A 24951-nucleotide genomic window follows, 5' to 3' on the forward strand; every position below is an offset into this window, starting at 1 on the left:
TCCCCCGCTGCCGGGGCTCCCGCCTCGCCGGCGTGTCCTGCGGCGCTCAACTTCGCACCGCCGTCGCGTCCTCTGCCGCCTCTGCTGAGGCCGGGTCTGCGTCCTCGCCCGCGAATTGGGACATGTACAGCCGGTAGTACGCGCCCTGCAGTGCCAGCAGTTGGGCGTGCCGGCCCTGCTCGACGATCCGGCCGGCCTCCATAACCAGGATGGTATCCGCGTCCCGGATGGTGGAGAGCCGGTGGGCGATCACGAAGCTGGTGCGCTCGGTGCGGAGCGCGGCCATGGCCTTCTGCACCAGGACTTCGGTGCGGGTGTCCACGGAGCTCGTGGCCTCGTCCAGGATGAGCAGTGACGGGTTCGCCACGAAGGCCCGGGCGATGGTGATGAGCTGTTTTTCGCCGGCGCTGACGTTGTTGCCTTCTTCGTCAATGACCGTGTTATAGCCATCCGGCAGGGCGCGGACGAAGCGGTCCACGAAGGTGGCCTTGGCTGCCGCCATGATCTGGTCTTCGGTGGCGTCCAGTTTGCCGTAACGGATGTTCTCGTAGATGGTCCCCCCGAACAGCCAGGCGTCCTGCAGCACCATGCCGACCTTGGCGCGCAGCTCCGACCGGCTCAGCCGGGTGATGTCCACCGCCTCCAGGGTAATGCTGCCGGCGTTCAGTTCGTAGAAGCGCATCACGAGGTTGACCAGGGTGGTCTTGCCGGCCCCGGTCGGACCCACGATCGCCACGGTGTGTCCGGGCTCGGCGGTGAACGACAGGTCCTCGATCAGCGGCTTGTCCGGCGAGTAGCTGAAGGTGACGTGCTTGAACTCGACGTGGCCGTCGGTCTTGGCCGGGAGGTGCTCGGTGGCCGTCTCGGCGTCCTGTTCGTCGGCGTCGAGGAATTCAAAGACCCGCTCCGCGGAGGCGACACCGGACTGCAGCATGTTGGCCATGCCGGCCATCTGCCCCAGCGGCTGGGTGAACTCGCGCGAGTACTGGATGAACGCCGTGGCGTCGCCGAGGCTCATGCTGCCCGAGGCCACGCGCAGTCCGCCCACGACCGCGATCCCCACGTAGCTGAGGTAGGAGACGAACTGCATGACCGGCATGATCATGCCGGAGACGAACTGGGCGCCGAAGCTGGCCCGGTAGAGTTCCTCGTTCCGTTCGTCGAAACGGGCCAGCATGTCGGCGTCGCGGCCGAACACGCGGACGAGGTCGTGGCCGGAGAAGGATTCCTCGATCTGGCCGTTGAGCTCGCCGGTGTTCTTCCATTGGGCGGCGAAGAGCTTCTGGCTGCGGGCGCCGATGATGCCGGCGGCCACCCCGGAGAGCGGCAGTGCGATCAGCGCGATGAGGGCCAGCTGCCAGGACACGATGAACATCATGATCACAATGCCGAGCACCGTCAGGGCCGAGTTCACGAGCTGCGCAAAGGCCTGCTGGAGCGCCTGCTGGATGTTGTCGACGTCGTTCGTGACGCGGGAGAGGACGTCGCCGCGCTGGCGGGTATCGAAGTAGTTCAGCGGCAGCTCGTTGAGTTTCTTCTCAGTGTCGTCACGAAGCTTGCGGACCACGCGCATGACCAGCACGTTCAGGACATAGCCCTGAAGCCACAGGAAGATGTTGGCGACGAAGTACATCACCAGCACCACGCTGATGAGGAACGCGAGCTTCTGGAAGTCGATGCCCGCACCGGGCACCACATCCATCTTGGTCAGCATGTCGGCAAAGTTGTCCTGGCCCTGGGAGCGCAGTCCTTCGATTAACTGCTCCTTGGTGGCGCCGGCCGGGAGCTGCTTGCCGACCACGCCCGCGAAGATCACGTCCATCGCCTGGCCGAGAATCCGCGGGGCGATGACGTTGAGTACGACGGCGACTGTCACCATCGCGAGAACCGCGATGATGCCGGCACGCTCGGGCTTCAGCAACCCCATGAGCCGTTTGGCCGAGGGCCAGAAGTGCTGGGCCTTCTTGGCCGGCACGGCGCCGAACATGCCGCCGTCGGCTTCGCCGGGAGTGAACTCCTCCTCGAGGAAATCATCGTCCAGTACGTCCGTTGCCGGCATCGCGGCTGCTGTCGCGTCCGGTGCTGTCCCGTCCGGGGCCTGGGCCGAGGCGGTGGAGACTTTCTCGTTGGTGCTCATGCCACTGCCTCCGCGCTCAGCTGGGATTCGACGATTTCCTGGTAGGTGCTGGAGCTTTGCAACAGTTCCTCATGTGTTCCGCGGTCCACGATCCTGCCGTTATCCAGGACGAGGATCTGGTCCGCATCGGCGATGGTGGACACGCGCTGGCCGACGATGATCACCGTGGCGTCGGCCGTCTTGGCCTTGAGCGCGCGGCGGAGCCTGGCGTCGGTGGCGACGTCAAGGGCCGAGAACGAGTCGTCGAACAGGAAGACCTTGGGCTCGGTGACGAGGGCACGGGCGATGCAGAGCCTCTGCCGCTGCCCGCCCGAGACGTTGGTGCCGCCCTGGGAGATCCGGGACGCAAGGCCGCCCTTCTTTTCGCGCACGAAATCCGCGGCCTGGGCGACCGTCAGGGCTTCCCACAGGTCCTCGTCGGTGGCCTCGGGCTTGCCGAAGCGCAGGTTGTGCTCGATGGTTCCGGAGAACAGGTAGGGCCGTTGCGGCACCATGGCCACGCGCTGGGTGATCTCGGCACGGTCCAGTTCGGTGACGGGCACGCCGTCGAGCAGGACCTCGCCGGATTCGGCGTCGTAGAGCCTCGGCAGCAGGGCCAGCAGGCTCGTCTTTCCGGCGCCTGTGGAGCCGATGATGGCCACGGTCTGGCCGGGCTCAGCCGTGAAGCTGATGTTGCTCAGCACGGGCGCTTCGGCGCCGGGGTAGGCGAAGGTCACGTTCCGGAATTCCACGCGCCCGGCCTTTGCCGCCGGCGCCACCGGGGTGAGCGATTCGTGGATGGAGGGTTCGACGTCGAGCACTTCACCGATGCGGTCGGCGCAGACCGAGGCACGGGGAATCATCATGGCCATGAACGTGCCCATCATGACGGCCATGAGGATCTGCAGGAGGTACTGCAGGAAGGCCGTCAGCGAGCCCACCTGCATCTCGCCGGCGTCGACGCGCTGGCCGCCGAACCACAGCACGGCTGCGGTGGAGATGTGCAGGATCATGCCGATGGCGGGGAACATGAGCACGAAAAGGGAACCGATCTTCAGCGAGACGTCGGTGAGGTCCTTGTTGGCGGCGCCAAAGCGCTCGGCCTCGTGGGGTTCGCGCACGAACGCCCGGACCACGCGGATGCCGATGATCTGCTCGCGCAGGACCCCGTTGAGCCGGTCGATCTTCGCCTGCATGGAACGGAAGAGGGGCATGAGGCGAACCACGAGGTAGCCCACCACAACCACCAGCAGGGGCACCGAAACCCAGACGAGCCAGGACAGGTTGAGGTCCTCGCGCACGGCCATGAAGATGCCGCCGATGCACATAATGGGCGTGGCCACCATGAAGTTCAGCGTCATGAGCATGAGCATCTGGACCTGCTGGACATCGTTGGTGCCTCGCGTGATCAGCGTGGGGGCACCGAAAACGTTGACGTCGCGGGCCGAGAAGCTGCTGACCTTCCGGAAGACCCCGCGGCGCAGGTCCCGGCCGAACGCCATGGCCGCCTTCGAGCCGAAGTACACGCCGGCGATCGCGGTGGCCACCTGGATCAGGGCGACGCCGAGCATGATGCCGCCGGTGCGCCAGATGTAGTCCGTGTCGCCGCGGGACACGCCCTCGTCGATGATCTGGGCGTTGAGGCTGGGCAAGTACAGAGCCGCGATGGTGGACGCCAGCTGGAAGATGACCACAGCCGCGATATATGGCAGATACGGCTTGGAATAACGCCGCATGAGGGTGACGAGCATGCCCACGAGTCCTTAGGAGTACCGAATGAGGGGAGTCTGACGAATCAGGAGACCGAACAAGACCGAAAAATGAAGTGCGTTGAAGAGCTGATTGGAGACTATCTTTTGGGTCCGACAGCCACAGCCATCCAACTCTACGAAATCCCCCGCCCGGGTGGAACACGGGACACCAAATATCATCCAAACGGTGTACTTAGTGGCTGGCGCCCGTCCCTCGGCTAGAAGGCGGCCCCCCGGCGGATACGCCGAAAGCCCCGCGGCTGCCCAAGGGGCGGCCGCGGAGCCTTGAGGGTCCGGAGCGGCGGACGCGGAACCGGGTGCTACTCGGTCCGGTGCCGCCCGTGCGTGGCGATGTAGTCGGCCGCCGCGCGCTGCATCTTGCGCTGCTTGGCCAACTGCCGGCGCAGGACCGTGAGCTCCTCGGCAACACGGGCCTGTTCCGCGGCAATCGCACGCTGCTCAGCAGCTTGGTCGTACACGGCGCGCAGCGCCTCGGCCAGCTGGAGCTGCTGCTCGGCCAGCAGCTGCTGGGTCTGCAGCAGTACGGGCACGACGTCGGCTGCCTCGGGCCGGTCATCGGCCACAAGGGTCCGGGACCGTTGACGGGCGCCTTCCCTGTCGGCCGCGCGCTCTGCGGCTGACTCCCCCTGGCGAGGCTCCCCTTGGCGGAAAGCCGGGTCGGACGTCAGGCCTGCCTCCTGGCGGGCGGCGTCCGGGAAGCGGGATTCGGCCCGCTCGCGGCTGAGCACCTCGATGAATTCCCGGTCCAGGTCCACGATGCCGGTTCCGGTGGCGGACGAGGCGCCCCGGACGGCGTCGTTTCCGGTATTTCCAAGTGCGGTCGCAGAAGCACCTCCGGCGGCGACAGCAGCAGCGGCGTCGCCTGCCTGCTCGGCCGACTCGGGCCGGATATCGACAGTCCGGCGCAGCGGGCGTTCCTTGATGAACAGGATGGCCACCAGGGCAATCACGCCGATGATTGCCGAGATCATGAAGACCTCCGCGATCGCGTCACCGTAGGCGGCCCGCATGATGTCGCGGATGGGTGCAGGCATGTCCTTGAGGTCCATGCTGGCTCCCGAGGATCCCGCCGGAACCTGGATGCCGGCGGAAGCGAGCCCCTCCGTGACGAGTTCCTTGACCCGGTTGCCCAGGACGGCTCCGAGGACCGAGACGCCGATGGCGCCGCCGACGGACCGGAAGAAGGCAACAGAGGCGCTGGCCGTGCCGATGTCCTTGGCCTGGACGGTGTTCTGCACGGCGAGCACGAGGTTCTGCATCAGCAGGCCGAGACCGATGCCGAGGATGGCGGTGTAGATGCCGGTCAGCCACAAGTCGGTGGTGTGGTCCATGGTGCCGGCCAGGCCGAGGCCGCCGATCAGCAGGATGGAGCCGGCGATCAGGTACCGCTTCCACTTGCCGGTGCGGCTGATGAGCATGCCCGAGGCGACGGAACCGATCAGGTTGCCCGCGATCATGGGCAGCGTGAGCAGGCCGGCTTCCGTGGGGGTGGCACCGCGTGCCACCTGGAAGTACTGGCCCAGGAAGGTCGAGGAGCCGAACATGCCGACGCCGACGGCCACCGAGGCGAGGATCGCGAGGGCGGTGGTCCGCTCCGAGATGATCTTGAGCGGGATGATCGGCTGGGCCACGCGGGATTCCACCAGCACCAGCAGGCCAAGGAGCACGACGCCGCCGCCCACCATGGCGACCGACTGCCATGACCACCAGTCGTAGTAGTCGGGGTTGCCGGCGAAGGAGACCCAGATGAGCAGCAGGCTGACGCCTGAGGTCAGCAGGACGGAGCCGAGCCAGTCGATCGTGGCCGGGCGCTTGACGTGCTGAATCTTCAGGGTGATCTGCAGCAGGATGAGGGCGACGACGGCGAGCGGGACGCAGACGAAGAAGGTCCAGCGCCACCCGAGCGGGCTGTCGACGATGAAGCCGCCGAGCAGCGGGCCGCCGGCTGTGCCTACGGCCATGACGCCGCCCATGTAGCCGGAGTACTTTCCGCGGTCACGCGGGGGGATCATCGAGCCGATGATGGCCTGGGCCAGGGCGGTAAGGCCGCCCATGGCGATGCCTTGGATGACGCGGGCGGTCAGCAGCAGCGGGATGGTCTGGGACAGGCCGGCCATGACGGAGCCGGCCACGAAGATCACGATGCTTAGCTGGACGAGGACTTTTTTGTTGAAAAGGTCGGCGAGCTTGCCCCAGATCGGGGTGGTTGCGGCGTTGGCCAGGAGCGCCGCGGTGATCACCCAGGCGAAGTCCGTCTGGGTGCCCTTGAGCTCGGACATGATGGTGGGAAGCGCGTTGGCAACGATCGTGCTGCTCAGAATGGCGGTGAAGAACGCCGCGAGCAACCCGGTGAGTGCTTCCATGATCTGGCGGTGGGTCATCGCCGCAGGTTCTGCGGCGGTCTGGGATGCGCGGGGCGCCCCCGGCTGAATGCCTGATGGGACCGGGGACGGCCCTGTGGCGGCAGCGTGGCTAGCCATATGTCTACTCCTCAACAATTTCGGTCGTATTCGTGGGTCCGGCCGTCGTTGCCCGGGCTGAGGTCCTGAGGGACTCAGCGAGTTTTTGCAGGGTGCGCGCCGTCTCTTCGACGTCGTTCTGGCTCCAGTCCTGCAGGAGGTCCTGGATGGTTGCCGTGCGATGGTCCTCGATAGCGCGCAGCTTTTCCGCACCGGTGGCGGACAGGGCGATCAGTTGCGCGCGGCCGTCCTCGGGGTCCGGCCGGCGGACCACATAGCCGTGCTCTTCGAGTTCGGCGATGTGGCGGCTGAGCACCGGAGCGCTAACGCCGAGGCGCTCCGCAAGATGCGTGGCCCGGGATTCGCCCTCCCCCACAAAACGGAGAACACCCTGTAGCGCCACTCCGGTGTCCTGCCCGCGCAAGTTAGCGGTGGCAACACAGCGGACGGCGCGCTGGAGGTCGAAGATTTGGTAAACGAGTTTGGCTGCAGCGTTGGATTCAACTGACATGATGGACACCCCTTTTTTGCTTGCCCTAGGCAACCATATCACCAAAATGGTTACTTCGGGAAACTAACCCTTTTTGATGGCCGTGTGAGGTGCCGGTCCGATCCCGAAGAAGGGTGTTTAAACGCCAAACGCGGACCTGCCGGGCCCATCCCTCGCGGTGAGGGGTGGACCCGCCAGGTCCGCGCGGTAAGCGTGCAGGATCCTACGGTGCCAGGCGGCCGGTTGGCCGCCCAAGCCAGGCGGCCGGACGGCCGGCCCGCTTAGGTGGCCAGGTGGGTGGGGCCGAACATTTTGAGCAGGGTTTCGACGACGACGACGTTGGGGCCGTCGGCGGCGAAGCCGGCCTTCAGGGCATCCCCGACGTCTTCGGGGGCGACCCGGACTGCCGGGACGCCGAAGGCCTCGGCAAGTTTGACGAAGTCCGGCCGGGAGAGCTCGGTGGCCGTGGCCTTGCCGAACGCGCCGACCATGTATTCGCGCAGGATGCCGTAGCCGCCGTCGTCCACGATCAGCCAGGTGACCGGGATGTTGTGCTGCTTGGCGGTGGCGAGCTCGGAGATGGAGTACATGGAGGACCCGTCCCCCGAAACGGCCAGCACCCTGCCGGGCTTGCCGGTGGTTTCCAGGCCGACGGCGCCGCCGATCGCGGCGGGGAAGCCGAAGCCCAAGCCGCCGGCGCCCTGCGCGGAGTGGAACTGGCCGTCCCGGGCGTCCCAGCAGCTCCAGGCCCAGTAGGCCGAGATCGTCATGTCCCAGAACGTCTGCATGTCCGCAGGCACGGCCTCGCGGATGTCGGCCATGAACTTCAGTTCCTTGGCCAGGTCCTGGGACTCGAGCCGGGCCGTGACCTTGGCCAGGGTCTCCTTGACCAGGGTCTCGGGGGCGGTGCCGTGCCAGTCGGGGCCGGCTTCGCCGATCACGAGGGCCTCGTCGAGGGCAGCGAGGGCCTGGCCGGCGTCGGCGCGGATGCCCAGTCCGGGCCGGTTGGACTCCAGGACGCGGGGTTCGGCGTCGATCTGGATGATCCGGCCGCGGGGTTCGAAGGTGAAGTAGTTCGACGTCACCTCGCCCAGGGAGGAACCGATCACAATCAGGACGTCGGCGTCCTCGAGAAGCTCGGTCATGTACCGGTCCTCGATCCACGCCTGGAGCGAGAGCTCATGATTCCAGGGGAACGCGCCGTTGCCGCCGGGCGTGCAGATCACCGGGGCGCGGAGCTTTTCCGCGATCGAAAGCAGGGACTTCTCGGCCCGGCCGCGGCGGGTGCCGCCGCCGGCGATGATGGCCGGACGTTCCGCCGTCGAAAGCCATTTCACGGCCTCGCGGACCAGCTCCACCCGGGGCGGGTTGTCCGCGGCCTCGGCCAGGGCATCCTCCACCGGGGGCACCACGATCGGGTCCAGCAACACGTTCTGCGGGATTTCCAGCCACACCGGACCCTGCGGCGAGGAAATCGCCTCGGTCCACGCGTCCTGGATCGCCGAGGGAATGCCGGAGGCGTGCTGGATCAGCCGCTGGCTCTTGGTGACGTTGGCGGCCGAGGCCTTCTGGTCATCGAGCTGGTGCAGCATGCCCTTGCGCCGGGCGCCGAGTCCTTCGAGCGGGATCTGGCTCGCCACGACCACCATCGGCACGCCGGTGGCGTAGGCCTCCTGCAGGCCGGCCAGCGACGTCAGCGCTCCCGGACCCGTCGAGAGGAACAGCACGCCGACCTCGCCCGTGGCGCGGGAGTACCCGTCGGCCGCGAACGCGGAGTTATTTTCCACCCGGGAGGAGACGAAGTGCAGGTTTCCGCGGCCCATGGCGTCGAAGAGGCCCAGGGCGTGCTGGCCCGGGATGCCGAAGACCGTCTTGGCACCGAGAGCCTCAAGGGTCTCGACGACGAGGTCCCCGCCGTTGCGCACGCCGGTCACCGCGAGGCCACCGGCGAAGCCACAGAGGAGCCGAATCCGGCCGGGCGGCGGGATTCCCGGCCGAGGGCCTGGGCGGCGTAGCCGTTCGGCGCGCCGAAGCGGTCGCCTTCGACGGCGCGGTCCGCCATGAGGGTCACGAGTTCGTAGGCGACGTGGCTTGCTGCCACACCGGTGATCTCGGCGTGGTCGTACGCGGGGGCGACCTCGACGACGTCGGCGCCCACCAGGTTCATGCCGCGGAAGCCGCGGATGATTTCCAGCAGTTCGCGGCTGGTGATGCCGCCGGCCTCGGGCGTGCCGGTGCCGGGCGCGTGCGCGGGGTCCAGGACGTCGATGTCCACCGAAATGTAGAGCGGGCGGTTGCCGATCCGGTCCCGGACTTTGGCGACGGTCTCCAGGACGCCCTGGTAGTAGACGTCAGCGGAGGTGACGATGCCGAAGCCGAAGCGGTGGTCGTCGTCGAGGTCCTTCTTGCCGTAGAGCGGGCCGCGGGTGCCGATGTGGCTGATGGCCTCGGTGTCCAGGATGCCTTCCTCGACGGCGCGGCGGAAGGGTGTGCCGTGGGTGTATTCGGCGCCGAAGTAGGTGTCCCAGGTGTCCAGGTGCGCGTCGAAGTGCAGCATGGCGATGGGTTCGCCGGCGCGCTCGGCGGCGGCGCGCAGCAGCGGCAGGGCGATGGTGTGGTCTCCGCCGAGGGTCAGCAGCTTGCTGCCGGACGCCGTCAGGTCCAGGGCGTTCTGCTGGATGGTTTCGATGGCCTCGTTGATGTTGAACGGGTTGACGGCCATGTCGCCGGCGTCGGCCACCTGGATGGCTTCGAAGGGGCTGACGTCCCAGGCCGGATTGTACGGCCGGAGCAGCCGGCTGGCTTCACGGACGTGGTTGGCGCCGAAGCGGGCGCCGGGGCGGTAGGAGACGCCGGAGTCGAAAGGCACGCCAACTACAGTGACGTCGGCCTTGGCCACCTGGTCCAGCCGCGGCAGGCGGGCATAGGTGGCAGCCCCTGCGTAGCGCGGGATGCGGGATGAATCGATGGGGCCAAGGTTGCCATTGGCCTCGATGCGCAGCTCTTCCAAAAGAAGCCTCTCCTTCGAGGATTGACCGACGGTTGTGATAGCCATCATACACTCGAAGTTTCATGTCGCGCATCATTTGTTTACCAAAGGACCCGGCCGCCGGCAGCCTTCCCCAGGCGGGTCCGACATGTTTCGGACCCGCCGGCGCGCCGCCAGAGGCGGCCGCCCCGGCCCCGCAGCCTCACGCGATGGCCGAGGCTCCCCGCTCCCCCGTCCGCACGCGGACGGCGTCGTGCACCTCAATGATCCAGATCTTGCCGTCGCCGAAGTGTCCGGTGCGCCCGCCCTCTTCGATGGCGGCCATGACGCCGCCCAGGGCGTCCTCGTTGGCCAGCACTTCCAGCCGCACTTTGGGCAGCAGGTCGGAGTTGTATTCGGCACCCCGGTACACCTCGGTGTGGCCGCGCTGCCGTCCGTAGCCGCTGGCCTGGCTCACCGTCAGGCCGTTGACTCCAAACCGCTCCAGGGCCGTACTGATGGCGTTGACCCGCTCCGGCCGCACGATGGCGGTCACGAGCTTCACGTGGAGACCTTGCCGCGGACAGCCTCACTTTCGGCCTGGCCTTCGGCATGGGCTTCCGGCTGCGACTGGACCGCTGCAGCGTCAGCCCGGTTGTGGGGGTCTCCAGGGTGGAAGCTGCCGCCAACCATGAGGAGTTCATAGGCCGTTTCGGCGTGTTCCGTCACGTCGATGCCGGAGAGTTCGTCGGCCTCAGAGACGCGCATGCCGATGGTCTTGTGGATCGCAAAGCCGATCAGCAAGGTCATCACTGCGCTCCAAGCCGTGACAATCAGCGCGGTGAGGATCTGCGGCCAGAACTGTGCCAGCCCGCCGCCGTAGAACAGCCCGCCGCCGGTCTTGGCGGACGGGAGGGCGAAGAATCCCAGGGACAGGGTCCCCCACAGGCCGCCGACGAAGTGCACGGCCACCACGTCCAGGGAGTCATCCAGTCCGATCTTGAACTTCAGCCCGACGGCGAGCGCGCAGACGGCCCCCGCGATCGTACCAATCAGGATTGCCCCGACGGGGTCGATGAACCCGCAGGCCGGGGTCACGGCGACGAGTCCCGCGACAGCGCCCGAGGCGGCGCCCAACGACGTGGCATGCCCGTCGCGCAACCGCTCCACGAACAGCCAGCCGAGCAGGGCGGCGCTGGTGGCAAGCAGCGTGTTGGTCCAGGCCAGGGCGGCCGTGGCGTCGGCGGCAAGTTCCGAGCCGGCGTTGAAGCCGAACCAGCCGAACCAGAGCAGGCCCGCGCCGAGCATGACGAACGGCAGGTTGTGCGGGCGGATGTTGGGATCCTTCATGAAGCCGAGCCGTTTGCCGAGCACCACCGCCAGCAGGAGGCCTGCCATGCCGGCGTTCATGTGGACCACGGTACCGCCGGCAAAATCGAGGGCCGAGATCTTGCTGCCAATGACGCCGGTGGGCCCGAAGATGCCGCCGCCCCAGACCCAGTGCGCGATCGGCGCGTACACGAGCGTGACCCAGAGCCCGGCAAAGAGGAGCCAGGGGCCGAACCGGACGCGCTCGGCTACCGCCCCGCTGATCAAGGCGACGGTGATGATGGCGAACGTGGCCTGGAAGCCGATGAACACCATATCCGGCAGGCCCGCCGCCTTGGTGCCGATGCTGGTGGTCAGCCCGCTGAGTCCGAAGTTCGTAAAGGGGTCTCCGACGAAGCCGCCCAAGGTATCCGGCCCGAACGCGAGGCCGTAGCCCCACAGGGCCCAGACGACGGCGACCACGCCCATGGCGCCGAAGCTCATCATCATAATGTTGAGGACGGATTTCATTCTGACGAGGCCGCCATAGAAGAATGCGAGCCCGGGGGTCATCAGGAGGACGAGGGCGGAAGCCGTGAGCATCCATGCCGTCGATCCAGGGTCAAGGGTTTGCGGATCGACGTCCATTCCTACTGCAAGCACAGCGAAGTTCATTGCGGGAGCCTTCCTCGAGGGCCGGCGCTCCGAGGGCGCCGATTCGGCGAGACCATGAGACGAATGGGACTGTTGTGCGTCCCCCCGCAGATGACGCTACCCACCGCGTGTTTCAGGAAGGCTTTCCTCGTTTTGCGGGCGCGTTACGGGACGGCCCCGGGCATGAATTCGCCGTTTCCGGCAGGTTACCGGAATGTGACGTACATCTCACCAAAACTCGCAGCTGTCGGCCGCGCGCGGGTCAGCTGTACTTGAGGCTGAGCAGCAGGCGCTTGAGCTGGGTGTACTGCTCCGTGGTCATCCAGGCTTTCGCGGAGTCGACGGAGGCGAACGCCGGGCTGCCGAACAGTACCTTGGCCTCGGCGCCGCCATTGGGGAACTGGACGTGGGAATAACCGGCTTCCGTGACCGAAGGTGCGAAGTCGCGTTCTTTGCGCACTCCCATATGGAAGTCCGACTTATCGGCGAAGGAGTCAAACGCGAACCCGAAGGCCAACTGTTCGCCGTCCACATCTTTCAGCCCCGGCACCGGAGCGGTGTCCAGGACGGTCCGGGCCACCGGGCCGGACGCACTGCTGCCGTTGGTGCTGCTGACAATCGACGCCAGCTCGTTGCCCGTGGCATCGGCGAGGACCGCCTGCACGCCACGCAGCTTGGCGGCATTCTCGGGAGAGCCGACCACCCGGATGGACCAGTCGCTCGGGTAGGAAAAGGACAGATGTCCGTCCGGGAACGTAAAGGTTTTGACGCCGGCTTCAGCACCCGCTGTCGGCGTGGCCGGCGAGGTGGCAGTGACTGCGGGGGCCGGCGTGGCCGCGGTCGCGGAGGGTTCCGCCGACGCGACGGGGCCGGACTCCTGCTGCGTCGGGGCCGCCGCGGTGGCGCTCGCCGTGCCGCTTCCGGTCTCGCCGGCACGCTGGCCCGGCGCGGCACAGGAGCTCAGGCCGAGTCCGGCCGCGAGCGTGGCGGCCAGCGCCAGGGACAGAAAGACGTCGTTGCGGTTCATGAAATCCCCCAGTTGAAGCTAGTGTGAGCGGCTTCCGCTCGTCCTGTATGGTTCCGGCACAGATATTTCCGACAGATATTTCCGGCGGAGCCGGAGTGGTTACTTCCTCACGCTTACCAGCCTTACCGGCTGGCGGCCGGTACCAGCACCCACAGCACCTCGACGGCGTCGTCCGTGGGGTTGACCCAGGTGTGGGGCTCCCGGCCGGGGAACGTCACCGTGTCACCTGTGCTGAGCTCGAATTCCTCGTTGGTGAGGATCAGCCGGATGCTTCCCTTGACCACGTGAAGGACGTCGACATCGCAGTCCACGGCATAGAGTTCGGACTCGCCGCGCCCGCGGGGCTCGATCACGGCCTGGATGATCTGGACGCGGCGCTCGGAGCGGGCAGTCAGCAGCCGCTCGACGATCCCCTCGCCCCCGAGGGAGATCCGGGGGCCTTCGTTCCGCTTCGTGAGGTGGGTCTCGGGGGCGGCGAAGAGGTCGCCGATCGAGATGGACAGGACCTGGCACAGTGTCACCAGGGAGGCGACAGAGGGCGAGGTGAGGTCCCGTTCGACCCTGCTGAGGAATCCCTTGGTGAGCCCGGTGGCGTCGGCGACCTGTTCAATGGTGAGCCGCTGGGACTGCCGGGCGGCGCGGATCCGCGAACCGATGGCAACGGGAACGTTGCTCGGTTCAACTGGTAGAGCCTTCATTTAGGAACCTTTCACGGCCGGCCGCTTGGCCCCATCATTGGAGCAATCCTAGCCGGAGCGGGCGTTGGTGACGCGGAACCGGCGGCGGCACGCGCTGCGCCTTGACTGTTACCGGAGTCACAACATACCCTTTGGCAACATGTGTTGCCTATGAGGCAATACTGGAGGTTCCGACGGACACCTCCTCCACCCCCGTCACGCGCAGCAGCTGACTTGCCGAATGCACCGTTGAGGCCCGGCAATGCCCGCGCACGCTGCCCATCAGCTCCAAGGAGCCCTTTTTATGGACGCAAGTTTCGTCAACATCGCCATTGTGGTGGTGTATCTGCTCGCCATGCTGGCGTTCGGATGGTGGGGCAAGTCCCGCACCAAGAACAACAGCGACTTCCTCGTCGCCGGCCGCCGCCTCGGGCCGTTCCTCTACACCGGCACCATGGCCGCCGTCGTGCTGGGCGGCGCCTCGACGGTCGGCGGCGTGGGCCTGGGCTACAAGTTCGGCATTTCCGGCATGTGGCTCGTGGTCGCCATCGGTTCCGGCGTCCTGCTGCTGAGCCTGCTCTTCGCCAGCACCATCCAGAAGCTGAAGATCTACACCGTCTCCCAGATGCTCACCCTGCGCTACGGCAGCAATGCCACGCAGACCTCCGGCATCGTCATGCTCGCCTACACGCTGATGCTCTGCGCCACCTCCACCGGCGCCTACGCCACCATCTTCGTGGTGCTCTTCGGCTGGGACCGCGCCCTCGCGATCGCCGTCGGCGGCGCAATCGTGCTGGTCTACTCGACCATCGGCGGCATGTGGTCCATCACGCTGGCCGACCAGGTCCAGTTCGTCATCAAGACGGTCGGCATCTTCTTCCTCATGCTGCCGTTTACGCTCAACGCCGCCGGCGGCCTTGACGGGATCCGCAGCCGCGTGGATGCCACCTTCTTCCAGATCGACGGCATCGGCGCCCAGACGATCATCACGTACTTCGTGGTCTACACCCTCGGCCTGCTGATCGGCCAGGACATCTGGCAGCGCGTGTTCACCGCCAAGACGCCCGAAGTGGCACGCTGGGGCGGCGCCACGGCCGGCATCTACTGCATCCTCTACGGTGCAGCCGGTGCCCTGATCGGCCTCGGCGCCCGCGTGGCCCTCCCGCAGATCGACGTCAAGGCCCTCGGCAAGGACGTTGTCTACGCCGAGGTCGCCACCCACCTGCTGCCCATCGGGATCGGCGGCCTCGTGCTCGCCGCCGCCGTCGCCGCCATGATGTCCACCGCCTCCGGTGCCCTGATCGCGGCCGCCACCGTGGCCCGCGCCGACGTGCTGCCGTTCGTCGCCGGCTGGTTCGGCAAGACCGTCAACACCGATGACACCGACAACCCGGAGCACGACGTCAAGGCAAACCGCCTGTGGGTCCTGGGCCTCGGCGTCGTGGCGATCGTGATCGCCATCATCACCAAGGACGTCGTCGCCGCCCTGACCATTGCCTACGACATCCTTGTTGGCGGCCTGCTCGTGGCCATCCTCGGCGGCCTGGTGTGGAAGCGCGGCACCGGCGTTGCCGCCGCGGCGTCCATGGCGGTCGGCTCGGTCATCACTCTCGGCACCATGATCATCCTGGAAATCAACGCCGAAGTTCCGCTGGACGGCATCTACGCCAACGAGCCGATCTACTACGGCCTCATCGCCTCCGCGGTCGTCTACATCGCGGTGTCGCTGCTGACCAAGCCGACGGATCCGGCGGTCATGCAGAACTGGCACCGGCGGGTCGCCGGCGGCGCAGCCGAGGACGAACAGGTCCCCGTTCTGACGCACTGAAAGTAAGTTAATGCTCGACGGCGGCGCTCCCCTTCCGGGGGCGCCGCCGTCGTCGTTTGTTGGCTCGTTGTTTAGTGAACCGTCACCCGGGTGGGAGAATCACTCGTTTTCCTCGGGTTCAAGGAATTCTTCCCCTTCGAGGGGCACTACCGGTTTCTCCTCGCCCAGGAAGTCCTCCCTGTCCAAGGGAACGAGCCGGTCCGCCTCCTCCAGAAGCTCCTCCTCCTCGGTCTCCGCGCCATCACTCACGGGCGCGTCCTCGGCGTAGTCGTAAGCGGGATCGGACTCGAGGGAGTCCCGGGCCGGCGGGATGGGTGATCCGGTGCTGTCCATGGTGCAACCTCCGTGTGACAGGGGTGGCGGCAAGGGCCCCGGAGGGCCCGCCCTGGGTTTCATTCGAACACCGTGAACCCGGGCGGTCAAGGGCCCGCAATCGTTGGCGGAAACTATCTGCGGGCAGCCCTGCCACTGCTCGCCGGTTACGGCTTCCCGAAACTTTCCGCTAAGGATTGCCAGCCGGAAAAGCTCGGAATTACGGGGTACTCTGGAGTCGCAATGGGGCCGGACCATGCCCGACCAAACCCAGGAGTTTTTTCGTGTCTCAGTACACCGAATCGGACCACAACGATTCCCAGCAGCCCCACCCGACACAGGATTCTTCGGACCGCGGCCACACGGACCCGCGCCCCGCGCCGCCGCAGGCCTCGACGCCCGGCCCCGCGCCAACCGCAACTCCGAGCGCTGCGGACATCAAACGCTGGCGGCAGTACCTCGCCGATGAACGCGCCGAGGCATCCGTCTACCGCGATCTGGCGCAGAACCGCAGCGGCGAGGAACATGCCATCCTGCTCGCGCTGGCCGAGGCCGAGGGCCGCCACGAGGCCCACTGGCTTCAGCTGCTGGGCGAACACGCCGGCAAGGACCGGCATGCCTCGCTCCGGAGCCGGTTCCTTGGCTTCCTGGCCCGGCACTTCGGCTCGGTCTTCGTCCTGGCCCTGGCCCAGCGCGCGGAGAGCCGCTCCCCCTACGCCAACGACCCCTCTGCCACGCCGGCAATGGTCGCCGACGAGCAGATCCACGAGGAAGTGGTCCGCGGACTGGCCACCCGGGGCCGCAATCGCCTGGCCGGAACCTTCCGGGCCGCCGTCTTCGGCGCCAACGACGGGCTGGTCAGCAACCTGTCCCTCGTCATGGGCATGGCGGCCTCGGGCGTTGGAAGCCAGGTGGTCCTCCTCAGCGGTGTCGCCGGGCTGCTGGCCGGTGCGCTGTCCATGGGTGCCGGCGAGTTTATTTCCGTCCGGTCGCAGCGGGAGCTCCTTGCCGCGACCCGGCCCACCCAGATCACCTTGGCGGCGGCGCCGTTGCTGGACATCGAGCACAACGAACTCCTGCTCGTATACCTGGCCCGCGGCATGTCCCGGGAGGCCGCCGAGCACCGCGTCGCCGAGCGCATGGGCCTGCTGGACTGCGACTGCGATCCGAGCCTGTCCCTGCAGCCGGAACTGCCGGATGCCGAGGACCAGCATGAGGCTGTCGGCACGGCCTGGGGAGCAGCGGCGTCGAGCTTCTGCTTCTTCGCCTCCGGCGCGATCGTGCCCATCATCCCCTTCCTGCTGGGCATGACGGGAATAGCCGCGCTGGTGGTTTCCGCGGCCCTGGTCGGCTTGGCGCTGCTGCTTACCGGCGGCGTCGTAGGTCTGCTGTCCGGCACGTCCCCGACCACCCGCGGCCTGCGCCAGCTGGGCATCGGCATGGGCGCCGCGGGCGTGACGTACCTGCTGGGCATGGTCTTTGGCGCCGTGGTGGGCTAGTGGACGGTCCTGAATTTCGGGACCGCGGGCCGCAGCACAGCCGGCCCGCCACGGCATTGCGGGTGGTCAGGAACCTGGTCGCCGCTGCCATGATCGCCGGTGCGGCGTTCCTCGCGGCCGGACTCATCTACGGCGATCCCGGGTTCACGGGGCTCTTCGAGGTCTCCCGCGGCACTGGGCACAACGCAGGGCAGAACGCAGGCCACAGCCAGGGCGCTGACGTGCAGCCGGCGCCGCGGACCGGCCAGGTGTCGGGCCAGCCTGCTGTTCCGGCCGGAGAGTCCCGGACGGACACTCCCCCGCCCGGGCTCGAGGAACAGGACAAACCTCTCGGCTCGGCCCGGAAACCGGACGTCGCCAGCACCTCCTACAAGTTCCTCGCAACGAACGAGGACGGCAGCCCGGTGGGCTACTCGCCGTGCCGGCCGCTGCATTATGTGGTCAATGCCGCCCTGGCTCCGCAGGGGTCCGAACGGCTCGTGGACGACTCCATCCGGACCATCTCGGAGGCCACCGGGATTAAGTTCATCAATGACGGCCCCACGGGCGAGCTCCCCTCGCCAAACCGTGCGCCATACCAGAAGGACGTCTACGGGGACAGGTGGGCGCCGCTGCTGATTGCCTGGACCACACCGGAACAGGCCCCGCAGCTCAAGGGCCCGGTGATCGGCACGGGCGGCAGCACCCACTTCAGTTTCGGCGACGGTCCCAAGAGCTTCGTCACCGGCAGCCTCGAACTGGATGCCCCGCAAATCACGGAAGACTTGGGCCGGTCCGACGGGGCGTCGTATGCCACGGCGGTGATCCTGCACGAACTCGGCCATGTCATGGGCCTGGAACACGTCAATGACCCCGCCCAGCTGATGTATCCGGAGATTGGAACCCCCGACGGGCTTGCCGCCGGCGACCTGAACGGGCTGTACGAGCTCGGCCACGCCCAGTGCCGCAAAGACCTCTAGCCGGATGGCACGGGACAGCTAGCGCGCCAGCGCGTCGAGCGCTTCCTCCACGGTGTCGACCAGGAAGATCCGTCCTTCCATCCGGCGGCCGGAGGCCAGGCTCTGCAGGAGCGGCCATGCCGGGAACCGCCGCAGCCAGTGCTCCTCCCCGACCAGGACCATGGGGGTGATGGTTTCGGGGGCGCCGTAGTAGTTCTCGCAGGCGTCCTGGAAGATCTCCTGCACCGTGCCGCCGGAGCCCGGCAGGAACACGATGCCGCCGTTGCAGAGCTCGAGCAGGATCGCTTCCCTGATGGCATTCGCGAAGTATTTGGCCACGTGCGTGGCGAAGAAGTTGGGCGGCTCATGTCCGTAGTACCACGTGGGAATTCCCAGCGACGGCGTTCCCTCAGGATGGCGTTCGACGACGGCGGCGGCCGCCCGTGCCCAGGCGGACACCGAGGGGCGGAAGGCCGGCACCGCAGCGAGGTCGGCCAGGGCCTGCCGGAAGACCGGCTCCGGGGCTTCACTGAGGAAGGCGCCCAGGTTGGCGGCCTCCATGGTCCCGGGGCCGCCGCCGGTGGCAACCACCCGGTTGTTCCGGGCCAGCAGCCGGCCCAGCAGCGCGGCTTCTTCGAAGAGGGCCGTGCCGCGGCGGGCAGCGTGCCCGCCCATGACGCCCACCATCGTGCGGCCCGCGCAGAAGTCCGAGCGGGTCAGCTCGTCGAGGGCATCGCCGATCGAGTGGTCATGCAGGGCCGCGGCCAGGGTGGCATCGAGGCGGTGGCGCTGGCCCGGTCGGATGCTCCACTGGTAGATCCGCGCGTCGAGAGTGTCCTCATAGCGTGACGTGTTGATGCCGGCATACAGTTCCTGCGGCGTGTACAGCTTGCCGCGGTAGGGGTTGAACGGCACGGCCTCGAGCCGCGGAAAGAGCAGGGCCCCCCGGTTGCGCAGCGAATCCTCCACGCCGCCGTCGAACGTGCAGCCCAGGAAAATCGCACCCTGCACGTCCAGCACCTCGAGCTGGTGCCGGCGGCCCCGCAGGTCCAGCGACTGGACATGCCAGCCGTGCATGCTGCGCGCCCCGGCGGCGACAAGCCGGTCGAAGCCGGCCAGGCTCTCGACCTCCAGGGTCCGGGGGCTGGGGTGCAGGCTGCGGGCGGCGCTCATGGAGCCAGCCTAGACCGTGGCCGGCCCCTCCCTCCCCCCGTTGCTCTATCACTTGTGGCGGGCATTCCGGGGTTTTAAGGGCCACAAGTGATAGCGCAACGGGGAGGTTGGGAGGGCGGGGAACGGTCAGGAGACCTGGAGGCCGCCGTTGATGTCGTAGGTGGCCGCGGTGATGTAGCCGGCGTCCGGGCCGAGCAGGAAGGCGATGAGGGCCGCCACTTCCTCGCGGCTGCCGACCCGTCCCATCATGATGCCCTCGGACATCTGGGCCTTGCGTTCCTCGCTCAGCGTGCCGCCCATGATGTCGGTGTCGATGGGGCCGGGGGCGATGGCGTTGACGGTGACCCCGAATTCGCCCACCTCGCGGGCCAGGGCGCGGGTGAATCCGATGATGCCGGCCTTGGATGCGCTGTAGGCGACCTTGGAGTACGTGCCGCCACCCCGCTGTGCCGAAATCGAGGAGATGCTCACAATCCTGCCGAGCCTGCGCTCGATCATGCCCTTGAGTACCCGCTGGGAGACGATGAAGGATCCGCGCATGTTGATGGCGAAGACCTTGTCCCATTCTTCGACCGTGGTCTCCATGAACGGCGTCGGGGAGCTGATGCCGGCCAGGTTGGCCAGGGCAACGATCGGGGGCAGCGAGCCTTCGATCTCCGTGATGGCCCGGTCTACCGATGCGGCGTCTGAAACGTCCGCGCCGACGCCGATGGCCTTGACCGCGCGGTTGGAGCCGATTTCGGCGGCAGCTGCGGCAGCGTCCTCGGCATTGATGTCCAGGATCGCAATGGACCAGCCCTCGCTGGCCAGGCGGTCGGCGGCGGCGCGGCCGATGCCGCGGGCCGAGGCGGCGCCGGTCAGGACTACGGTGCGTTCAGTCGGGAAAGGGGTAATTGATGTCATGACGACGGTTCCTTCTGGGAGTTCGGGGTTAGGAGACTTTGGCGGGGTCGACGGCGGCCGCCGCTGCGACGGCGGGGTCGAGGGCGGCGTCACCTTCGGGGCGCTTGCGGGCGTAGAGGTACGTGGCCGCCGCGGTCAGGCACAGGCAGAGGGAGAGGAACAGCAGTCCGCTCTGGTTGCTGCCGGTGGCGTCCTTGAGGAGGCCGACGGCGTACGGGGAGATGAAGCCGCCGAGGTTTCCGAGGGAGTTCACCAGGGCGAGGCCGGAAGCGGCAGCCGCGCCGGTCAGCGCCGCGGAGGGCATCGAGAGGAACGGGGCGATGGCCCCGTAGATCCCCATGGCCGAGACCGTCAGGCCGATCATCGCCAGGACAGGGTTGACCGGCAACAGGTAGCCGGCGGCCAGAAGTCCCACGCCCGCGAGCACCATGCTGACGGCGGAGTGCCAGGCACGCTTGCCGGTCCGGTCGGCGCGCTTGCTCCAGAAGTAGACGAAAACTGCGGCCACGGCATAGGGGATAAAGACGATGAATCCCACCTCGGCCATGGAGAACTTGCCGAGGGCCGCGACGATGGTGGGCATCCACAGGCCCAGGCCGTAGATTCCGCACACCAGGCCGAAGTACAGGGCGGAGTAGACCAGAGTGCGCTTGTCCTTGAGCCCGGCCAGGAAGTTGTGCTTTCCGGACTGGGACTTGGCCGCCAGTTCGGCGTCCATGGTGGCGGACAGCCAGTTGCGCTCGTCAGTCTCAAGCCATTTGGCGTCCCGCGGGCGGTCCGTCATGAGGAGGGGCGTCAGGACGCCGAGGAGGATCGCCGGGATGCCTTCGATGATGTAGAGCCACTGCCAGCCTTGGAGGCCCATGACGCCGTCCAGCTGCAGGAGGAGCCCGGATACCGGGGCGCCGAGCGCGTTGGAGACGGGCTGGGCGAGGATGAAGATGCCCAGCACGGTCACGCGCTGCGCAGCGGGGAACCATAGCGTCAGGTAGAACAGGATCGCCGGGAAGAATCCGGCCTCGGCGGCGCCCAGCAGGAACCGGACGATGTAGTAGGTGCTTTCGCCGTTCACCAGGCACATGGCGGTGGCGAAGAGGCCCCACGTGATGAGGATGCGGGCCAACCACTTCCGGGCCCCGAACCGGTACATGCCCGCGTTGCTGGGAACCTCGAGGAGTGCGTAACCGAGGAAGAAGATGCCGGCGCCAAGGCCGTAGGCAGCGGAGTTCAGGCCGATGTCCTCGCTCATGGTGAGTTTGGCGAATCCGACGTTGTTGCGGTCCAGATAGGCAACGAAGTAGAGCAGGACAATCAGGGGCATGACGCGGCGGCGGACCTTGCGGAGCGTGCGGTCACCCAGTTCGCCGAGTCCGGAGGACTTGGGGGCTAATAGAGTCATCATCGACCTTCTTACGTGCGGTTCCCTCCGGCAGCTTTGCCGCGTAGGGATTCGTGGGTATGTGGGAGAGGTCCTGTCCGCAGCTGCGACTGCGGAATCAGGATCAACCTTTGAGTCAGATGTCAGACATCTGACTCAAGAACTAGGCACGAGCTTAGAATGTGATCCGGATTACGTCAAGAGTCTGTTGGATCAGGCGAAGAGTCCGCAGGCGGGCGTCAGGACTTGGCGCCCCGGACGTAGCGTTCGTAGTCCGCGTTGGTCTGGTCCATGTGCGCATCCATCGCCTGCCGCGAGCGCTCGGCGTCGCCGCTGAGGATGCCATCCAGGACTCTCTGGTGGTAATCGATGGCGTGCTGCTGGATCACGTCGACGGCGGATGTTTCCCGTCGGGTCATGTACAGCAGCTGGCCCAGCTGGGCGAAGAGGGCACGGACAAAGGGGTTGCCGGAGGCCCTCAGGACGGCGTCGTGGAATCCGATATCCGCCTCCACGAAGCGGTCCAGGTCGCCGGACTCGTGGGAGCGCTTCATGTCCTCGATGCACTCGCGCATCCGCTCGGCGTGCTCCGGGGTATAGCGCGTGGCGGCGAGTGCGGCCGCCCCGGTTTCCACCATGCGGCGCATCTCGATCAGCCCCACGGAGACCTGCTCGGCCGCATTGCCGTGCGAGGCCGCCCTGAAGATCGCGTCGAGGCCGGTCCAGTTGTCCGTGGGATTGACGAAGGTTCCCCGGCCGGCCTTCACATAGAGAATGTTTTGCGCGCGGAGCGCCTTCAGGGCTTCACGCACGGTCAGCCTGCTGACACCGTAGGCCTTGGCGATGTCGGCTTCCGGCGGAATCGCAGTGTGGGGCGGGAGCTTTCCGTCGAGGATCTCGGTCAGCAGGCCGTCGACGAGATCGTCGACCAGTGTCCTGCGGCCCATCCCAGTTCCCACCTTCAGTCGCGGCTCGTGCTTCCATCCACATTACCCAAGTCCCTGCGTGCCCCAAGTCACCGCGCAGCCATGTAGGCGTCGAGCTTGGCCAGCGTCCGTTCCAGGTTGACCGGATGGCGGCGAAGGTAGCCGGCCAACCGGAGCAGGCTCTTGCCGCGGACCCGCCGCGCGTCCCACTGTTCCGTGACGAGGGTGCCGGCGGTGCCGTCCGGACCCGTGGACGGTTCGAGCAGGTAACGCCACACGTGGCCGTAGAAGTGCCGCCAGGCGATCCGGTGGCCTTCCTCGAACTCGCAGACCCTGTTCAGGATCTTGTAGTTCACCCGCATCCTCATTTGCATGCCGAACTTGGCGCCGAGGTAGAGCCGTTCGGGCCCGCGCGGCTGGGCTCCCTTCACGGTGTCCGAGCCGTCGATCGCGCTGTGCAGGGCGGGCGTGGCGAGCACGTCGAAGATGGCATCCGGGGCGGCCGCGATGAACCGGCTGCGGGACACGAGATAGCGGGCTTTCATCTGGCAATCCTAGTCCGGGGATGGTGTTGCAGAATGAGGCATGCAGATTTTCCGCAGCACCCCGGGCAACCGGCCGCGCATCGGCGTTCCTGTCCGCCTCACCAGCTCATCCGATCCCGACCCGCGGGTGGCGGAAGCCAACGCATTGTTCGAATACATCGTGGAGCTGTTGCGTGAGGGCGGCGGCGAACCGGTGCTGCTCACCGCTGCGGTGAGCGACGACGGCGGCCTCGGGGCTGCGCTGGAGTCTCTCGACGGCGTCGTGCTTCCCGGCGGCGGCGACCTCGACCCCGGCCTGTACGGCGAGGAGCGAAGCGGAGTCTGTTACGACGTCAATCATGCCCAGGACGAGCTGGACGCGGAGGTGGCGCGGCAGGCGATCGACGCCGGCCTGCCGCTATTGGGCATCTGCAGGGGGCATCAGCTGCTCAATGTCCTCTATGGTGGGACCCTCATCCAGGACATGGCTCCGGGGACGGTGGCGCACCGCGAGCCCGCGCCGGCACACGGGGCCGGTCCGTGGGCCTGGCACGAGGTAGCGGTCCAGGCCGGCTCCAAGGTGGCAGCCCTCTACGGCGGCGGATCCGGTGCCGTGACGGTGAAGATCGCATCGGGCCACCATCAGGCCGTGGCCCGGGTGGCCGGAGCACTGCGGGTGACGGCCGTCGCCGAGGACGGGACCGTTGAAGCGCTGGAGCATCCGGACCGCTGGGTGGTGTCGGTGCAGTGGCATCCCGAGGCATTGGAACTTTCTGCGGCGGAACGGCTGGCACCGTTCCGGGCCTTCGTCGAGGTGTGCCGGAACCGGCCCTAAGGGAGACAACAGAACCCCCGGGGCCAGTTCAATGAGCCCCGGAGGTTCCGGTTCCTTCAATTCCATCCGGGCCAGGGGTCCCGCACGGGGCCCCGGTCAGCTAACGACGCTCACCGCCACCTCGACCGGGACACCGGTGGCCAGCGATTCCTGGGCCGCGTCCGCCACCCGGGACGCCGCCACGGCATCTTCCGGGGTGCAGGGGTTGTCCCGGCGACCAAGGATCAGTTCGACGAAGGCCTCCATCTCGGAGCGGTACGCCTGGTCGAACCGTTCGGCAAACGTCTGGTGGGGCTTCCCGGAGGGGAAGGTAGTCCCAGCTTCGGCGGAGGCGATCGCCGTCTTGTCGTCCAGGCCCACCATCAGCGAACTGCGGGAACCCTGGATTTCGAGCCGGACGTCGTGGCCTGCCCCGTTGTAGCGGGTCGCGGAGACCGTGCCCACGGTGCCGTCGTCGAACGTCACCAGCGCGAGGGCGGTGTCCACATCGCCGGCTTCGCCGATCGCCGGATCCCCGTTGTTGGAGCCCTTGGCGTAGACCTCGACGATTTCGCGGCCGGTGAGCCAGCGCAGGATGTCGAAATCGTGGACCGAGCAGTCCCGGAACAGGCCGCCTGAGCTGGCCAGGAATTCGACCGGGGGCGGCGTCATGTCGCACGTGACGGCGCGGAGGGAATGGATCCAGCCCAGCTCGCCGGCCTGGTAGGCGCGGCGGGCCTCAAGGTAGCCGGCGTCGAACCGGCGCTGATGCCCGATCTGCACCACGCCGTTGCGCTCCCGGATGTAATCGAGCACCGGCAGGGCGTCGTCCACGTTCAGGGCCACAGGCTTTTCGCAGAACACCGGGATCCCGGCGTCCACGCCGGCTTTGATGAGCTCGGGGTGGGTTCCGGTTCCGGTGGCGATGACGAGGCCGTCCACCCCGGAGGCAAGGAGTGTCTCGACCGACGGCAGGAATTCCGCGCCGAGACCGGATGCCACGGTCCGGGCATGATCTTCTGCGACGTCCGTGAGCCGGAGAAGGACACGGATCCCCTGCGGGTTCAGGACCTCGTTGAGGGCGGCGATGTTGTTGGCGTGCATGACGCCGATCCGCCCAACTCCGACGAGCCCCAGGATTACGTCTTTCATACTTCTACTCTCGTGTGTAGTGCGGGCACGGTG

At 67.2% G+C, this 24951-nt stretch carries 21 protein-coding genes; 4 read left to right on the plus strand and 17 right to left on the minus strand.

Features of this window, described 5'->3' with window-relative positions; all coding sequences use genetic code 11:
* Positions 1-46 precede the first annotated feature (46 nt).
* From ACVWZ7_RS06765 to ACVWZ7_RS06810, 10 genes are all read right to left on the minus strand, one after another.
* The gene (locus ACVWZ7_RS06765) at positions 47-2137 is read right to left on the minus strand and encodes an ABC transporter ATP-binding protein (protein WP_456507379.1); all 2091 of its coding nucleotides are present in this window, start codon (positions 2135-2137) and stop codon (positions 47-49) included.
* The gene (locus ACVWZ7_RS06770; RefSeq protein ID WP_344363707.1) at positions 2134-3867 is read right to left on the minus strand and encodes an ABC transporter ATP-binding protein; all 1734 of its coding nucleotides are present in this window, start codon (positions 3865-3867) and stop codon (positions 2134-2136) included. The genes ACVWZ7_RS06765 and ACVWZ7_RS06770 overlap by 4 nt, the downstream gene beginning before the upstream one ends.
* Positions 3868-4187: 320 nt before the next feature.
* Positions 4188-6269 (minus strand): MDR family MFS transporter, encoded by a 2082-nt coding sequence (locus ACVWZ7_RS06775; protein WP_456507380.1) that lies wholly within the window; start codon positions 6267-6269, stop codon positions 4188-4190.
* Between the two features lie 103 nt (positions 6270-6372).
* Positions 6373-6858: a MarR family winged helix-turn-helix transcriptional regulator gene (locus tag ACVWZ7_RS06780; RefSeq protein WP_116768499.1), complete on the minus strand. Its 486-nt coding sequence runs from the start codon at positions 6856-6858 to the stop codon at positions 6373-6375.
* Between the two features lie 260 nt (positions 6859-7118).
* Positions 7119-8771: a thiamine pyrophosphate-binding protein gene (locus ACVWZ7_RS06785; RefSeq protein WP_202615933.1), complete on the minus strand. Its 1653-nt coding sequence runs from the start codon at positions 8769-8771 to the stop codon at positions 7119-7121.
* Positions 8768-9847 carry an agmatinase gene (gene speB / locus ACVWZ7_RS06790; RefSeq protein WP_456507381.1) on the minus strand — a complete coding sequence of 360 codons (1080 nt, stop codon included), beginning with the start codon at positions 9845-9847 and terminating at the stop codon, positions 8768-8770. Before speB ends, ACVWZ7_RS06785 begins: the two co-directional genes overlap by 4 nt.
* Positions 9848-10028: 181 nt before the next feature.
* Positions 10029-10370 (minus strand): P-II family nitrogen regulator, encoded by a 342-nt coding sequence (locus ACVWZ7_RS06795; protein WP_456507382.1) that lies wholly within the window; start codon positions 10368-10370, stop codon positions 10029-10031.
* Complete coding sequence (locus ACVWZ7_RS06800; protein WP_456507383.1) at positions 10367-11788, minus strand: ammonium transporter; 1422 nt, start codon at positions 11786-11788, stop codon at positions 10367-10369. The genes ACVWZ7_RS06795 and ACVWZ7_RS06800 overlap by 4 nt, the downstream gene beginning before the upstream one ends.
* Before the next feature lie 241 nt (positions 11789-12029).
* A complete protein-coding gene (locus ACVWZ7_RS06805) occupies positions 12030-12794 on the minus strand; it encodes a hypothetical protein (RefSeq protein ID WP_344363695.1) in 765 nt (254 codons plus the stop codon).
* 122 nt (positions 12795-12916) lie between these two features.
* Positions 12917-13492 carry a helix-turn-helix domain-containing protein gene (locus ACVWZ7_RS06810; protein ID WP_116768469.1) on the minus strand — a complete coding sequence of 192 codons (576 nt, stop codon included), beginning with the start codon at positions 13490-13492 and terminating at the stop codon, positions 12917-12919.
* A gap of 283 nt (positions 13493-13775) precedes the next feature.
* Here ACVWZ7_RS06810 and ACVWZ7_RS06815 point away from each other — a divergent pair, with 283 nt between their 5' ends.
* Complete coding sequence (locus tag ACVWZ7_RS06815) at positions 13776-15299, plus strand: sodium:solute symporter (RefSeq protein ID WP_116768468.1); 1524 nt, start codon at positions 13776-13778, stop codon at positions 15297-15299.
* 99 nt (positions 15300-15398) lie between these two features.
* On the opposite strand, the gene ACVWZ7_RS06820 is transcribed toward ACVWZ7_RS06815, so the two are convergent.
* On the minus strand, positions 15399-15632 hold the full coding sequence (locus ACVWZ7_RS06820) for a hypothetical protein (RefSeq protein ID WP_344363690.1): 234 nt from the start codon (positions 15630-15632) through the stop codon (positions 15399-15401).
* Between the two features lie 263 nt (positions 15633-15895).
* Here ACVWZ7_RS06820 and ACVWZ7_RS06825 point away from each other — a divergent pair, with 263 nt between their 5' ends.
* On the plus strand, positions 15896-17110 hold the full coding sequence (locus tag ACVWZ7_RS06825) for a VIT1/CCC1 transporter family protein (RefSeq protein ID WP_456507384.1): 1215 nt from the start codon (positions 15896-15898) through the stop codon (positions 17108-17110).
* A gap of 56 nt (positions 17111-17166) precedes the next feature.
* Positions 17167-18069: a matrixin family metalloprotease gene (locus ACVWZ7_RS06830; protein WP_456509080.1), complete on the plus strand. Its 903-nt coding sequence runs from the start codon at positions 17167-17169 to the stop codon at positions 18067-18069.
* Between the two features lie 18 nt (positions 18070-18087).
* Here the strand turns inward: ACVWZ7_RS06830 and ACVWZ7_RS06835 are convergent, their stop codons facing one another.
* From ACVWZ7_RS06835 to ACVWZ7_RS06855, 5 genes are all read right to left on the minus strand, one after another.
* Positions 18088-19221, minus strand: a complete 1134-nt coding sequence (locus tag ACVWZ7_RS06835; RefSeq protein WP_456507385.1) for an LOG family protein — start codon at positions 19219-19221, stop codon at positions 18088-18090.
* A gap of 126 nt (positions 19222-19347) precedes the next feature.
* Positions 19348-20124, minus strand: coding sequence for an SDR family NAD(P)-dependent oxidoreductase (locus ACVWZ7_RS06840; protein ID WP_091251491.1), 777 nt, complete (start codon positions 20122-20124; stop codon positions 19348-19350).
* Positions 20125-20152: 28 nt separating this feature from the next.
* Entirely contained in the window at positions 20153-21526 is a 1374-nt protein-coding gene (locus ACVWZ7_RS06845; protein WP_456507386.1) for an MFS transporter, read from the minus strand.
* Positions 21527-21741: 215 nt separating this feature from the next.
* Complete coding sequence (locus ACVWZ7_RS06850; protein WP_344363679.1) at positions 21742-22449, minus strand: FadR/GntR family transcriptional regulator; 708 nt, start codon at positions 22447-22449, stop codon at positions 21742-21744.
* Between the two features lie 68 nt (positions 22450-22517).
* On the minus strand, positions 22518-22973 hold the full coding sequence (locus ACVWZ7_RS06855; RefSeq protein WP_344363676.1) for an SRPBCC family protein: 456 nt from the start codon (positions 22971-22973) through the stop codon (positions 22518-22520).
* A 40-nt stretch (positions 22974-23013) separates the two neighbouring features.
* Between ACVWZ7_RS06855 and ACVWZ7_RS06860 the strand changes: the two genes are divergently transcribed.
* The gene (locus tag ACVWZ7_RS06860; protein ID WP_456507387.1) at positions 23014-23787 is read left to right on the plus strand and encodes a gamma-glutamyl-gamma-aminobutyrate hydrolase family protein; all 774 of its coding nucleotides are present in this window, start codon (positions 23014-23016) and stop codon (positions 23785-23787) included.
* A 96-nt stretch (positions 23788-23883) separates the two neighbouring features.
* Here the strand turns inward: ACVWZ7_RS06860 and ACVWZ7_RS06865 are convergent, their stop codons facing one another.
* Positions 23884-24918 (minus strand): Gfo/Idh/MocA family oxidoreductase, encoded by a 1035-nt coding sequence (locus ACVWZ7_RS06865; RefSeq protein ID WP_456507388.1) that lies wholly within the window; start codon positions 24916-24918, stop codon positions 23884-23886.
* Between the last annotated feature and the right edge of the window lie 33 nt (positions 24919-24951).

This window comes from Arthrobacter sp. TE12232 (assembly GCF_054062615.1).